This is a genomic window from Streptomyces ipomoeae 91-03 (genome assembly GCF_000317595.1).
GTDB classification, from domain to species: domain Bacteria; phylum Actinomycetota; class Actinomycetes; order Streptomycetales; family Streptomycetaceae; genus Streptomyces; species Streptomyces ipomoeae.
In genome coordinates this window covers 1-12,809 of the sequence record NZ_AEJC01000210.1, presented here as the reverse complement: position 1 = coordinate 12,809, position 12,809 = coordinate 1, and the positions used below count along the sequence as shown (strand labels likewise).

14 protein-coding genes are annotated in these 12,809 nt (G+C 70.1%); 4 read left to right on the top strand and 10 right to left on the bottom strand.

Going from position 1 to position 12,809, the window contains the following annotated elements; translation table 11 throughout:
* The coding region (locus tag STRIP9103_RS13885) for an NCS1 family nucleobase:cation symporter-1 (RefSeq protein WP_234022203.1) at window positions 1-1,520 on the bottom strand (1,520 nt) is incomplete at its 3' end.
* A gap of 189 nt (window positions 1,521-1,709) precedes the next feature.
* Between STRIP9103_RS13885 and STRIP9103_RS13880 the strand changes: the two genes are divergently transcribed.
* Both STRIP9103_RS13880 and STRIP9103_RS13875 read left to right on the top strand, forming a co-directional pair.
* Window positions 1,710-2,405, top strand: a complete 696-nt coding sequence (locus STRIP9103_RS13880; protein WP_009310179.1) for a GntR family transcriptional regulator — start codon at window positions 1,710-1,712, stop codon at window positions 2,403-2,405.
* A 143-nt stretch (window positions 2,406-2,548) separates the two neighbouring features.
* A complete protein-coding gene (locus STRIP9103_RS13875) occupies window positions 2,549-4,018 on the top strand; it encodes a LamG domain-containing protein (protein ID WP_009310177.1) in 1,470 nt (489 codons plus the stop codon).
* 36 nt (window positions 4,019-4,054) lie between these two features.
* Here the strand turns inward: STRIP9103_RS13875 and pip are convergent, their stop codons facing one another.
* Both pip and STRIP9103_RS13865 read right to left on the bottom strand, forming a co-directional pair.
* Window positions 4,055-5,020: a prolyl aminopeptidase gene (gene pip, locus STRIP9103_RS13870; protein WP_009310174.1), complete on the bottom strand. Its 966-nt coding sequence runs from the start codon at window positions 5,018-5,020 to the stop codon at window positions 4,055-4,057.
* 142 nt (window positions 5,021-5,162) lie between these two features.
* Window positions 5,163-5,942, bottom strand: a complete 780-nt coding sequence (locus STRIP9103_RS13865) for a uracil-DNA glycosylase (protein WP_009310163.1) — start codon at window positions 5,940-5,942, stop codon at window positions 5,163-5,165.
* Window positions 5,943-6,004: 62 nt separating this feature from the next.
* On the opposite strand from STRIP9103_RS13865, the gene STRIP9103_RS13860 reads away from it, so the two are divergent.
* Window positions 6,005-6,535: an RNA-binding S4 domain-containing protein gene (locus tag STRIP9103_RS13860; RefSeq protein ID WP_009310180.1), complete on the top strand. Its 531-nt coding sequence runs from the start codon at window positions 6,005-6,007 to the stop codon at window positions 6,533-6,535.
* Window positions 6,536-6,797: 262 nt separating this feature from the next.
* Here the strand turns inward: STRIP9103_RS13860 and STRIP9103_RS13855 are convergent, their stop codons facing one another.
* From STRIP9103_RS13855 to STRIP9103_RS13840, 4 genes are all read right to left on the bottom strand, one after another.
* Entirely contained in the window at window positions 6,798-7,322 is a 525-nt protein-coding gene (locus STRIP9103_RS13855) for a DoxX family protein (protein ID WP_009310165.1), read from the bottom strand.
* 121 nt (window positions 7,323-7,443) lie between these two features.
* Window positions 7,444-7,983, bottom strand: coding sequence for a chloramphenicol phosphotransferase CPT (cpt, locus tag STRIP9103_RS13850; RefSeq protein WP_048820248.1), 540 nt, complete (start codon window positions 7,981-7,983; stop codon window positions 7,444-7,446).
* Window positions 7,984-8,117: 134 nt separating this feature from the next.
* Entirely contained in the window at window positions 8,118-8,810 is a 693-nt protein-coding gene (locus STRIP9103_RS13845; protein ID WP_048820247.1) for a class I SAM-dependent methyltransferase, read from the bottom strand.
* Between the two features lie 81 nt (window positions 8,811-8,891).
* Window positions 8,892-9,884, bottom strand: coding sequence for an acyltransferase domain-containing protein (locus STRIP9103_RS13840; RefSeq protein ID WP_009310176.1), 993 nt, complete (start codon window positions 9,882-9,884; stop codon window positions 8,892-8,894).
* Window positions 9,885-10,077: 193 nt separating this feature from the next.
* Here STRIP9103_RS13840 and STRIP9103_RS13835 point away from each other — a divergent pair, with 193 nt between their 5' ends.
* Entirely contained in the window at window positions 10,078-10,344 is a 267-nt protein-coding gene (locus STRIP9103_RS13835; protein WP_048820246.1) for a DUF6343 family protein, read from the top strand.
* A gap of 113 nt (window positions 10,345-10,457) precedes the next feature.
* On the opposite strand, the gene STRIP9103_RS13830 is transcribed toward STRIP9103_RS13835, so the two are convergent.
* From STRIP9103_RS13830 to STRIP9103_RS13820, 3 genes are all read right to left on the bottom strand, one after another.
* The gene (locus STRIP9103_RS13830; protein WP_009310164.1) at window positions 10,458-10,835 is read right to left on the bottom strand and encodes a tetratricopeptide repeat protein; all 378 of its coding nucleotides are present in this window, start codon (window positions 10,833-10,835) and stop codon (window positions 10,458-10,460) included.
* Window positions 10,836-10,884: 49 nt separating this feature from the next.
* Entirely contained in the window at window positions 10,885-11,514 is a 630-nt protein-coding gene (coaE, locus tag STRIP9103_RS13825) for a dephospho-CoA kinase (RefSeq protein ID WP_048820245.1), read from the bottom strand.
* Window positions 11,515-11,623: 109 nt separating this feature from the next.
* Entirely contained in the window at window positions 11,624-12,562 is a 939-nt protein-coding gene (locus tag STRIP9103_RS13820; RefSeq protein ID WP_009310169.1) for a PAC2 family protein, read from the bottom strand.
* Window positions 12,563-12,809: the final 247 nt, after the last annotated feature.

The window sequence follows — 12,809 nt, the reverse complement described above, 5'->3', positions numbered from 1 at the left end:
CCGGCGGGACCGGCACCCGGGACGGCGCTCGCCGTTCCGGTGCGCGCGACCCCGGCGTCCTCGGTCCCCGTCGGCTCCGCCACACCCCGCTCGTTCCGGCACAGCACCGCGTACAGCGCGGCGGCCAGCGCCGTACCGATGAACCAGGAGTACGGGGCGACGGCGCTGAAGTCCTTCACCAGCGCGAGGACCGCCGAGACGGCCGCGGCCGGCAGGAACGCCCACAGTGCCTTGGGGTTGACGCCGTTGCGGTAGTAGTAGCGGGAGCCGGGCTCGGCGTTGAAGAGTTCGTCGACGTCGATGCGGCCACGCTTGACCCAGAAGTAGTCGAGCATGATCACGCCGAACAGCGGGCCGAGGAAGGCTCCGAGGCCGCCGAGGAAGTAGTTGACGACCGTGGGGTTGGAGAAGAGGTTCCACGGGGTCACCGCCAGCGCCGCGACCGTGCTGATCATGCCGCCGACCTTGAAGGTGATCTTCTGCGGCCAGACGTTGGCGAGGTCGTACGCCGGGGAGACGAAGTTGGCGACGATGTTGACGCCCATGGTGGCGATGGCGAAGGTCAGGGCGCCCAGGACGAGGATCCAGGTGTTGCCGATCTCGGCGACGAGATACGCGGGGTCGGTGATGGCCTTGCCGAAGACCTCGATCGAGCCGGCCGTGACGATGACGGACACCACGACGAAGGCCGTCGAGTTGATGGGCAGGCCCCAGAAGTTGCCCCGCTTGACCGTTTTGTAGTCGGGCGCGAAGCGGGAGAAGTCGCAGAAGTTGAGCATCAGCGTGCCGTAGGTGGCGAGGACGAGCCCGATCGCGCCGAACCACTGCCGCCACTGCTCACCGACGGAGACCGGGTTGGGGGTCGAGGTGAGCGAGATGGTCCAGTCGGCCTTGGCGAGGACCCACACGGCGAGCGCGATCATGACCAGCCAGATCGCCGGGCCGCAGAAGTCCTGGAACTTGCGCACCGACTCCATGCCCTGGCTGATGATCAGCGCCTGGATGAGCCAGAGGGCGACGAAGGTCACCCAGCCGAGCTGGTGCAGGCCGAGGAAGGAGTTGTGGGTCCAGGACTCCAGGCCCGGCCAGGCGGCCAGCAGCATGATGTTGACGGCGACGGACGCGAGGTAGGTCTGGATGCCGTACCACATGATGGCGATCACGGCCCGGATGACGGCGGGGATGTTGGCGCCCCAGACGCCGAAGCTGATCCGGCTGACCACGGGGAACGGCACGCCGTGGCGCTGACCGATCTTCCCCATCCAGTTCATCCCGATGTAGATGATCATGAAGCCGACCAGCAGCGACGTGAAGACCTGCCAGACGTTCATGCCGAGGACCAGCAGACCGGCGGCGAAGGTGTAGTTGCCGAGGTTGTGGACGTCGGACATCCACAGGGCGAAGAGGTCGAAGACCTTCCAGTTGCGCTTCTCCGCGGGCGCGAGGTCTTCGTTGGTGAGCCGGGGGTCGGGGACGAACGCTGTTCTGCCGGTGGCTTCGACAGCGTCGGCGAGGGACACGGGGCCTCCATGAGCGAGAGGAGACGAGAGCGGGGACGAGGCGTGGGGGAGTTGTCCGGCACTCGTGCAGGATCTCAGAGCCGTTTGGTATACCAAACTCCTCTGATAGTCCTCCCGTCAACTGTTCTGACCGATGTCGCTGTCGTTAACGACACGTAAAACACCACGCGCGTCAGCGAAGATTGCTCCATGAGTTCCCTGGCTCCGGAAGGCGCGAAGATCGAACCCCTGGGCGCGGTGCGCGAGCGCGTCCTGGGGACGCTGCGGCAGGACATCATCGCGGGCCGGCTCCGCCCCGGCGACCGGCTCGTCGAGCGCGAGCTGGCCGACCGCTTCGGGGTCTCCCGGGTCCCGGTCCGCGAGGCGATCCGCGCTCTGGTCGCCGAGGGCTTCGTCCTCTTCGAGACCCCGCGCCGCACGGTCGTCCGCCGTCTCACCCCGGCCGACGTCGCGGAACTCTTCGAGCTGCGCGAGGCGCTGGAGGTGTACGCCGCCGGGCTCGCCGCCACCCGCGCGACCCCGGAGTCCCTGGCGGAGCTGTCGGCCCTGCTCGACCAGGCGGCGGACGCGACCCGCGCCGGTGACGCCGAGACGATCACCGACATCAACACCCGCTTCCACGACCGCGTCCTCGCCATGGCCGGCAACAGCCTGCTGATCTCCGTCATGGAGCCGGTCGACGGCCGCCTGCGCTGGCTCACCCGCCGCAACACCGAGTGGTCCCAGCTCCTCACCGAACACCGCGAGCTGTACGAGGCGATCGCCTCCGGTGACCCCCACCGCGCCCGCGCCCACGCCCTCACCCACGTCCGGACCAACTACCGCTCGACGGTGCGCCATCTGTTCGGCGAGGACGCCGAGGACATCGGCATCGACGCCCCGTGAGCCCCGTCAATGGCGGCCCGTGACCACCCATGAACGGCGCCAAGTGAACCCCGTCAATGGCGCGCCCCGTAAACCCCATGAACAGCGAGCGATGCCCTGCCTACACTCTGCCGACCCGTCAACACGGCAGTGAGGAAGTCAGCATGGTCAGCAGACGTGGGCTGTTGGGCGGAGCGGCGTTCGTGGGCGTCGGCGCGTTCACGGGAGTGATGCAGAGCGCGGGCACCGCCGCGGCCGACGCACCGCTCAACACTCCGTTCACCCCGGTCACGGCACCGCATCTGGCGGAGGCCGAGCGGATGGTGCACTACCAGCGTCTCCTGGCGGCCGGCTATCTGCCGGGCGGCCTCCTCGGGCACTGGCCGCTGGACGGCACGACCGCCGACCGGTCCGGCCGCGACCACCCCGTCACCCTTGGCTCCAGCGCCTCCTGGTCCGCCCTCCGCGCCGGCGGCGAACTCACCTTCGACGGCACCTCCAACGCCTACGCGACCACGGCCTCCGTCCTCGACACCACGGCCCCGTTCACGGTGTCGGCGTGGCTGCGCCTGGCGGACGGCGACTCGCCCGCCGACCTGGAGAACATGTACACGGCGGTCAGCCAGGACGGCACGAACGCCAGCCGTTTCCTCCTCCAGTACGACCCGGAGCCCAGGACCTGGGCATTCAAGGTCCGCAGCGAGGACCAGAGCACCAAGGTCTCGGCCGTCGCCAACACCCCCGCCACGCTCGGAGTCTGGACCCATCTGACCGGAGTGTGGGACGGCACACAGATCCACCTGTACGTGAACGGCGAATGGCATCGCAGCACCGCCACCACCCTGTCCTGGGCCTCGACCCAGGGCTTCAACATAGGCCGGGCCAAGTGGGACGGCGCGTACGTGAACCGCTTCAAGGGCTCGGTGGACGACGTCCGGGCATACGGACGCGCCCTCAGCGCCGACGAGGTCTCCCTCATCAGCGGCCGGACCGCCGGTCAGAACAACCAGTACCTGGTCAATGCCTCGTCGACGGTCACCTGGGGCACGCCCGACGATCTGACCAGCTGGATCGCGAGGGCCCGCTGCTCTTCTTTCATCACCTGGGTGCTCAGGCACACCTACGGCTGGGCCACCGTCGACTACTTCAGGCAGTACTTCCAGGACATCCCCGAGGCCGCCGACTACCGCAAGGCCTTCACCGACGGCACCGGCGGCCCCCACTTCCAGCGCATCCGCAAGGTCGCCGATCTACGGCCCGGCGATCTGATCGCGGTCGACTACAACGGCAGCGACCCCGACAACACCGGACACATCGTGATGGTCCGTGAGGTCAAGGGCGTCTACACCGGGACCGGGGTGAAGAGCGGGGAGACCCAGTACGCGATCGAGATCGTCGACATGACCTCCGCCCCGCACGGCGTGTACGGGCAGCCCAGCGCCACCACGCACCCCGACACCCGCATGGTCAGCAACGTCGACGGCGCGGACTTCCGCGGCGTGGGCATCGGCCACATGATGTTCTACGCCTCCAACACCACCGGTGAGTTCTCCCGCTACCGCTGGAGCTCCTACGGCGCGTCGCCGGACTACGACGTCACCGCCCGGCCCATCTCGGCGGCCCGTGTCGTCTGACGCTCAGCCCCGCTCGGCGGCCCGTGTCTCTGACGCTCAGCCCCTCTTGGCGTACCCGTCCGTCGCCGCCACCAGCGCCTCCGCCATGTCCGGCGCGCCCGCGTTGTGTCCCACGTCGTCGATGAGGACCAGTTCGCTACCGGGCCAGGCGTGGTGGAGGCGCCAGACGATGCCGAGGAAGTTGCCCGGGTCGAGGCTGCCCTGGACGAGGGTGCCCGGGATGCCGTCGAGCAGATGTGCGTCACGCAGGACGACGCCGTCGTGGTCGCGCTGGTCGAGGAAGTGGTCGTTGCCCCAGTAGTGGGTGACGGTACGGGCGAAGGAGTAGCGGAACACCGGGTCCTCGTAGCGCGGCACGGAACGGGGCGGCTCTGCCGCGATGGCCGTCTCCCAGTCGGTCCAGGCGCGCGCCGCCCGCGCCCGCACCTCCGCGTCGGGCGATTCGAGGAGCCGGTTGTACGCCGCCGCGAGGTTCCCGTCCCGCTCGTCCTCGGGCAGCTCGGCCAGGAACCGTTCGAACGCCTCCGGGAACAGCTGTCCAAGTCCCCTGGTCAGCAGCGCCACTTCGGCGTTGGAGCCGGCGGCGACCCCCGTCAGGACCAGCTCGGACACGGCCCCCGGATGCGTCTGCGCGTACCGCAGCCCGAGCACCGAGCCCCACGACACGCCCCACACCAGCCATCGCTCGATGCCCAGATGCCGCCGCAACAGCTCCAGATCGGCGATGAGATGAGCGGTCGTGTTCACGCTCATATCGGTCTCGTACGCGCTCGCCGAGGGCGTCGAACGCCCACAGCCACGCTGGTCGAACAACACGATCCGGTACGCCGCCGGGTCGAACAGACGCCGGAACCAGCCATTCGCGTTCGACCCCGGTCCTCCGTGCAGCACGACCGCGGGCTTGCCCTGCGGATTCCCGCAGACTTCCCAGTACAGCCGATTGCCGTCACCGACGTCGAGCATGCCGTGGTCGTACGGTTCGATCTCGGGATAGAGAGGCATTGCGCCACCCTAACCGCCGTACGACACGGTCGGCATCCGCTTTTCCACCGGGGCCGGCGGGTCCGGCGGGGCGGGCGAGTTCGGCGGGTCCATCGGCAGCCGCTGCCGACCGCGACGGCTCCCGGCCACGGCAGGTGTCGGCCTACGGCGTGACGCTCAACCCCGCCGCCCTCCCCGCCGTACGCAGGACGTCGCGCAGCATGGTCGGGGTCAGTCGGCCGGTGAAGGTGTTGCGCTGGCTGACGTGGAAGCAGCCGAAGAGGTCGAGGCCGTCGAGCGGTACATGTGTGGCGTGGCCGAAGACGGGACGCGGCCGGGGCACGTTCCATCCGGCTTCGGCGAGTGCGGGCAGTGCGGCCTGCCAGCCGAAGGCGCCGAGCACCAGCACGACCCGCAGTGACGGTCGCAGCAGCTCCAGCTCCCTGACCAGCCAGGACCGACAGGTGTCGCGTTCCTCGGGGGTCGGTTTGTTGGCGGGCGGCGCGCAGTGCACGGGCGAGGTGATCCGTACGCCGTACAGTTCGAGTCCGTCGTCGACGCCGACGGCCGTGCCGCGCGAGGCCAGACCCACCTCGTGCAGCGCCGCGTACAGCACATCGCCCGAGCGGTCACCGGTGAACATCCGACCGGTCCGGTTCGCCCCGTGCGCGGCGGGGGCCAGCCCGATGATCAACAGCGCCGCGTCGGGCGGCCCGAAGCCCGGCACCGGTCGCCCCCAGTACTCCTGGTCGGCGAACGCGGCCCGCTTGGTCCGGGCCACCTCCTCCCGCCACTCGACCAGCCGGGGACAGGCACGGCATCCGGTGATCCGGGCGTCGAGCGCGGCCAGCCCGCCGACGCCACCGGTGCCCGGGTTGCCAAGGGCACCCTTGTCACCATCACCGCCGCCGAGGAAGCCGTTGCCACCGTTGCCGCCGCCCATGGTTCCACGGTACGGCCTGGTGATCGCCTCCCCCTGGGGCGCCCGGGAGCTAAGGTCGAGGCATGGCTTCTGAAGGTACGGGTCAGCGGACGAGCGGCCCGGGCAGCACGAACCGGGACCCCGGCGCTGCGGCAGCCGCCGCCGAGGCCGCCGGCCCGGCGAACGGCGAGACCGTGCGTATCGACAGCTGGATCTGGTCGGTCCGCCTGGTCAAGACCCGCTCGATGGGCGCCACCGCCTGCCGGGGCGGTCACGTCCGCGTCAACGGCGAACGCGTCAAGCCCGCCCACTCGGTGCGCGTCGGCGACGAGGTACGTCTGCGCCAGGCCGGGGGGCACGAGCGGATCGTCATCGTCAAACGCCTGATCCGCAAGCGGGTCGGCGCCCCCGTCGCCGCCGAGTGCTACGTCGACAACTCCCCGCCGCCCCCGCCTCGCGAGGCCACCGCCCCCATCGGCATCCGCGACCGCGGCACCGGCCGCCCCACCAAGCGCGACCGCCGAGAACTGGAGCGCCTCCGCGGCATGGCCGGCCCCGGAACCCCCGGCGGATTCGGCGGGAGCGGCAGCCCCGGCGGGGCCGACGGGTCCTGAGCCGAGGGACCCAGAGCCAACGGGTCCTGAGCGCCAACAGGTCCTGAACCAGGGAGCCCGGGGCCGAGCGACCGCGAAGGCCCCCCCACCTCTGGACAGCACGAGACGACAACCCGGCGAGACGACAGCAGGACGAAAGCCCAGGGGGACAACGCCTGAGACAGAGCCCGGGGACTCCCCGGAAGAACCACCGGGAAGCCCCTCGGCCCTGCCTCCGCGTGATCATCGCCTTGGCGATCACGCCCTCGGCGTACCAGCGCGGTCACGCCTCCCGTCGCACCAGTCGCACCAGCCCGGCCGCGTCCTGGCGCCGCGCCCACGCGATCACGGCGAGCGGCACCATCAGGATGAGCGGAGTCGCCGCGTACTCCCCGTCGAAGACGGCGAGCTGTGTGATGAACGCCCCGACCATCAGCGCGCTCAGCGACGCCGCCGCGACCGAGGCCAGCGCGGGAATCAACAGCCCGATCGCACCGGCCAGTTCGAGCGCGCCGATGGTGTACATCCCCGCGTCGCCCCACCCAAGCGTCTCGAACGACTCGGCCGCCGACGGATGCGCGATCAGCTTGGGCAGCGCGCTCGCGATCCCGTAGATGAGCGCGAGCACGATCTGCAACGCGCCCAGCGAGATCCGGGCCCGCCTGCTGCGAGCGGCACTCTTCGCGCCGAAGGCAGCGGCGGTGGCGGATGCCGCGCCGGAGGCAGAGGCCGGGGATGCGGAGGCCGCGGACGCGGAGGAGGACGCGGTGGTCGCGACTCGGGTGACGGGAGCGGTGCTCTCGGACATGAGGTCTCCTGGTGTGAAGCAGCGCCGTGTGGCTGTCGGTTGCTGTCACAGAGGTAGACCGTGGCACTCCGCAGAACTCATCGGCGCCCGCCGGAAATTCCAGCAGAAGCCGACCCGGCGATCACCTGACGTGGACGGCGATGGTCCGTGCGCACTCCATCGACTCGGCGTGCGCGGTGTCCACCTCCAGGTCGTAGACCACGCCTTCATGGACCAAGTCCGCCTGGGAGGCCGCCATCCCGATGGTCCGATCGCCCCGTGCGACCTCACGGCCCGCGGCGATCGCAGCGTCACATCTGACGCCGACCCACAGCACCCCCAGGTCCCCCAGGTCCCCCAGGGCCTTCTGCCACCGCCGCTGTGACTCCGCTCCGCCGAGGAAGACCTCGTCGACGATGACCCGGGCGCCCGCACGGGCCATCGCGGCGATCCCCTCGATCCACGCCGCCTCCAGAGTCCGGAACTCCGGCCCGACGCTCACCTCTCCGTCCGGGGCGAACTCGATGCCGCCGTCCGACGTCTGCATGGACGCCGGCATCGCGTCGACCAGTGTGTCCGTCCCGAGCGCCAGCCATGGATCCGGCAGGACGGCCTGCAGACACCGCGCGATCCCTGACTTCCCCGAGCTGGAGCCCCCGTTGAGAACGATCACCTGAGTCATCACCGCGCCACAGTAGAGGCACCGCGACCACGCCCGAAACGGATTTCCACCGAAGCCCGCACCATCGACCACGACTCGGCGCCCCGCCCGTTCGGAGCACCGCCTCCTCCGCGCCGCCTCACACGGCTCTCTTCTCACCCCATCGGCAGCACCTTCACCCACACCCGGTCCTCCGTCAGATACCGATCCACCTTCAGCCCCGCCTCGCCCAGCGCGTCCTCGAACTGCTCCTTGGTCATCGGGCGGGCGCGGAACGTCTGGGTCCACTCGCCGTCGGGGAAGAAGTACTCGACGTGGACCGAGTTGACCCCGTCCCCGACCGGTTCGGTGGAGACGATGCGGACGGTGAAGCCTCGGGGGTCGACCCGCTCCCGGGGCACGTTGGTGTGGTAGTCCTCCCCCTCCCGTTGGATGAGTACGAAACCGTCGTCCGCCACGTGCCGCAGACAGGTGGCGAGCATGCCGCGCCGCACCTCGGGGTCCCCGACATGGACGAGGAACGACGCGAGGAGCACCACGTCGAACTTCTCACCCAGGTCGAGCTCTTCGATCGGGCTGCATATCGTGCGGGCCCCACGCACCCGCTCCAGCATTTCCGCCGACTCGTCCACGGCGGTGACGGTGAACCCCCGCTCGATCAGCGGATGAGTCATGCGCCCCACGCCGCTGCCCAGTTCGAGAATGCGCGCCCCCGCGGGCGCGACGCCCGCGATCACCTCCGGCTCGTCGCCCACGGGCAGCCGCGAGTACAGCTCGACCGCGCAGCCGTCCGGGGTGATCTCGCCGGGTCCGGTGCCCTCGTACCCCTCACGCATCTGAATGCTCATATCCGTCCAACGGCCGGTCGGCGCCGGGCCGTTCCACTCACCCGTCACTCGTTGGGGTGAATGCGTCGGAGACGTGGCGTCTCACCACGCGAACCACCCGTGCCCGCAGTACCAATGGCCGCCCGCCCGCAGATGGTCCACGACGGCACGTTCGAGGTTGGTCCGGCGCGGCAGTGTCTCGACCGGCAGGTCGGGGTCGCCGAACACGAAACGGATGGGCAGGTCGTCCCCCGGCTCGCTGTTCCCGCAGGAGGTCCGGAACCGCTCCTGGAAGCGGACGATGTTGGAGTCCTCCGGCAGATACCGCTTCAGCTGCGGATCGAGGAGCCAGGAGTGACAGCAGGCCGCCGCATAGCGCTCCTCGGGGAAGTGCCGCGGGAAGAACTCCCGGGCCAGCGCCAACGACCGGTCACACGCTTCCGGTGTCAGGGGTCCCGCGTAGTCGGGTATGTGCAGGTCGAGGCAGAGCTCCCCGGGCCGCGCCGCCAGGCCGGACGCCGCGAGCGCCACCCCCTCGCGCCCTCCGATCCGCGCTCGCTGGAACTGCAACCGCCCGAGTTGGAACAACTCCCCGTGGAAGTGCAGCGAGAACCAGGTCGGCGCCACCAGCCCGCCCACCCCGTACCGCCGGCGGTGCAGCACCAGACCGCGGCCGAGGTCCGCGAGGGTCCGCCGGGAGATGTCATCGGGGATGCCGCGCTCATGGTGGTACGCACGCACGTACGGCAGGGCGGCGACGAAGACGTACACCGGGAAGTAGCGGCCCAGCGGACCCGAATCCTGCGGGAACGGCGGGAGTTTCAGCCCCTTGCCGGTCTTCCCCATGTCCCGTACGAGCCCGCCGACGCATTTCTCGAGGAGACGTGTCGCCTCCTCGTCGTCCGCCAGCGCGCGGCGCAGCGCGAGCAGGTCGTTGACGTCCTCGTACGGAACGGCGAGGTCCAGCAGGACGCCGGGGAGGTCACCGATGTCCGGAAGCCTCGCCTCCACCGCAGCGGCGCCCTCGCTCTCCTCGTCGAGTCGCTTCAGCCACTCGGCGAGCTTCTCGTCCGCTCGCAGTGCGTCCAGCAGCACAGTCGCCTCCCCCGTCACTCCACACCGTCTTCTGGAGAACGCACGGGGCGAGTAGTACGTTTCCGAGTAGGACGAGCAGAAAAAGCAGGACGAGTAGGACGAACAGGGTGACCGAAATCGGTAGAGCGGTCACGGCTGGTGATCGTGTCCACCGGGGAGCAACGGTCCTGTCCGCCGAGGAGCGGCGATCCTGATGCGTACCGGCAGTGAACCGATGACAGCACGCAGTGCTCTGCGCATGCGGCTCTGGCTGAGCATATGGGGTGTGATCTGGGCGATCTTCGGAACCGTGGCCTTCGCCTTCGTCGGCCGCCCCGGCTGGGCCGTCGCCTGCGGCGTGCTGTGGCTGATCGCCACCGTCGACCTGACGCTGGTCCTGCGCCACATCCGCCAGGGCCCGCACTACCAGCCGGGCCGCGACATCCCGCCGTACCGACCGCCGGAGCACCACCACCCGTAGGGGCTCTCAACGGCGGCCACGGTGTGTGGCCGACCACCCGCCGCAGCAGACCGCCGACCGCGAGGACCCACGAGGCAGACCACCGACCGCAGGAACCGCGCCCCGCAGGCCCCCTACTCGAACCGCGCCGCCTCCAGGTACTCCGGGTTCGGGTCGAGGGCCGCGGCCAGCCGGAAGTGGCGTTTGGCCTGGTCGGGGCGGGCCTGACGCTCATAGGTGCGGGCAAGGGCGAAGTGGGCGAAGGCGTTGTCCGGCTCGCGCTCCAGAACGATCGTGAACTCCAGCTCAGCGGGCCGCAGTTGGGCCGCCGCGAAGAAGGCTCGGGCGCGCAGCAGCCGGGCGGCCGTGTTCTCGGGGTGTTCGGCGATGACCCGGTCGAGCAGCTTCACCGCGCCCCGCGGGTCTTTCGCGGCCAGCAGTTGCTCGGCAGCGCGGAAGTCGATGACGTGCGTCTCCGGGGTACGTCCGGTGGAACCGCTGATCTCGGGCACGGCTGAGTCCTTCCCTTGCTGCGACGGTTCAACGCCCCCTGGCAGCCCGCTATTCCGATGAGTGTTCGGAGCGCTCCCGGGACTCCTGCGCTCTGCGTACGAGATCCGCCCATACATCCCGTACGCGCCGCCGGAGGTCTTCCAGGGGTACGTCATTGTCGATGACGATGTCCGCGATCTCCAGGCGCCGCTCGCGCGTGGCCTGGGCGGCCATACGCGCGCGTGCGTCCTCCTCGCTCATGCCGCGCAGGCGTACGAGGCGGTCGAGCTGGGTCTCGGGGGCGGCGTCGACGACGACCACGAGGTCGTACAGCGGGGCGAGGCCGTTCTCGGTGAGGAGGGGAACGTCGTGGATGACGACGGCGTCCGCGGCGGCGGCGTTCTCCAGTTCTCTGGAGCGGGCGCCGACCAGGGGGTGCACGATCGCGTTGAGCGTGGCGAGCTTGGCGGGATCCGCGAAGACGATGGAGCCGAGCTTGGGCCGGTCGAGGCTGCCGTCCGGCGCGAGCACGTCCTCACCGAAGGCCTCGACGACCGCCGCGAGCCCCGGAGTGCCGGGTTCGACGACCTCGCGCGCGATCCGGTCCGCGTCGATCAGCACGGCGCCGCACTCCACGAGCAGCCGCGACACCTCGCTCTTGCCGGCGCCGATACCGCCGGTCAACCCCACTTTCAGCATGCCCGGCAGCTTAGGCCCTGCCACTGACACAGCCGTGGGAGGCCCTGAGATCAGGGTCTCCCACGGCCTCCCTCGAGACTGAACGGGGAACCCGAGACCCCCGAAGCGCTCAGCCCTCGCCCTCCCGCTCCGCCAGGAACTTCTCGAACTCACGTCCGATCTCGTCGGCGGACGGGATGTCGACGGGCTCGGCGAGCATGTTGCCCCGCGTCTCGGCGCCCGCGGCGGCGTCGTACTGGTGCTCGAGGCCCTGCACGAGGGCGACCAGCTCGTCGTCGCCCTCCCGGATCTGCCGGTCGATCTCCGTCTGCGTACGGTGCGCCTCCGTGCGCAGGGCATGCGCGACGCTCGGCAGGACCAGCCCGGTGGCCGCCGTGACCGCCTCGATGACGGTCAGCGCGGCGTCCGGGTACGGGGAGCGGGCGATGTAGTGCGGCACGTGCGCGGCAACGCCCAGGACGTCGTGTCCGGCCTGTATGAGGCGGTATTCGAGAAGCGACTCGGCGCTGCCGGGCACCTGGGCCTCCTCGAAGGGGCTGCGGTGGCCGGGCACCAGGTCGGCACGGTTGCCGTGCGGCGTGAGACCCACCGGGCGGGTGTGCGGAACGCCCATGGGTATGCCGTGGAAGTTCACCGAGAGGCGGACGCCGAGCCGCTCCACGATCTGCCGTACTGCCACCGCGAAGCGCTCCCACTCCACGTCCGGCTCGGGCCCCGACAGCAGCAGGAAGGGCGCGCCCGTGGCGTCCTGGACGAGCCGCACCTCCAGCGTCGGTTCCTCGTACTCGGTCCAGCGGTCGCGCTTGAACGTCAGCAGCGGGCGCCGCGCGCGGTAGTCCACCAGCCGGTCGTGGTCGAAGCGGGCGACGACCTGGTGCGGCAGCGAGCCCAGGAGCCGTTCGACGATCTGGTCACCCGTCTCCCCCGCGTCGATGTATCCGTCGAAGTGGTAGAGCATGACAAGCCCCGCCGACTCCTGGGCGAGGGCCATGTCGACGACAGCAAGGCCCTTCGGCTCCCATGCGTACAAACCCTGCGGATCAAGCACTGTGACCGCTCCTCCTCGTGTCCGTACATCACAACGCGGCACGGGGGCCCGGCATTCCCGAGAACGCTCTACGACTGGAGCACGCGCGCGTGGAGGGCGGTTGACGGCCTTCCGGGCGGACTGGAACGCGCCGGTGGGCTCACCGACTCGGTGCGGTACTTCGGACCGTGGATCCGCACTCCGACGGTCACCGCACGGCCGTTCGCGTCGCCGTGCGCCAAGGCCCGGCGGCGGCACAACGCGCCGA

Bases quoted from the DNA above. Each gene is read 5' to 3' on its own strand.
- STRIP9103_RS13880 (WP_009310179.1), top strand. From the start codon at position 1,710: ATGAGTTCCCTGGCTCCGGAAGGCGCGAAGATCGAACCCCTGGGCGCG.
- STRIP9103_RS13875 (WP_009310177.1), top strand. From the start codon at position 2,549: ATGGTCAGCAGACGTGGGCTGTTGGGCGGAGCGGCGTTCGTGGGCGTC.
- pip (WP_009310174.1), bottom strand. From the start codon at position 5,020: ATGCCTCTCTATCCCGAGATCGAACCGTACGACCACGGCATGCTCGAC.
- STRIP9103_RS13865 (WP_009310163.1), bottom strand. From the start codon at position 5,942: ATGGGCGGCGGCAACGGTGGCAACGGCTTCCTCGGCGGCGGTGATGGT.
- STRIP9103_RS13860 (WP_009310180.1), top strand. From the start codon at position 6,005: ATGGCTTCTGAAGGTACGGGTCAGCGGACGAGCGGCCCGGGCAGCACG.
- STRIP9103_RS13855 (WP_009310165.1), bottom strand. From the start codon at position 7,322: ATGTCCGAGAGCACCGCTCCCGTCACCCGAGTCGCGACCACCGCGTCC.
- cpt (WP_048820248.1), bottom strand. From the start codon at position 7,983: ATGACTCAGGTGATCGTTCTCAACGGGGGCTCCAGCTCGGGGAAGTCA.
- STRIP9103_RS13845 (WP_048820247.1), bottom strand. From the start codon at position 8,810: ATGAGCATTCAGATGCGTGAGGGGTACGAGGGCACCGGACCCGGCGAG.
- STRIP9103_RS13835 (WP_048820246.1), top strand. From the start codon at position 10,078: ATGCGTACCGGCAGTGAACCGATGACAGCACGCAGTGCTCTGCGCATG.
- coaE (WP_048820245.1), bottom strand. From the start codon at position 11,514: ATGCTGAAAGTGGGGTTGACCGGCGGTATCGGCGCCGGCAAGAGCGAG.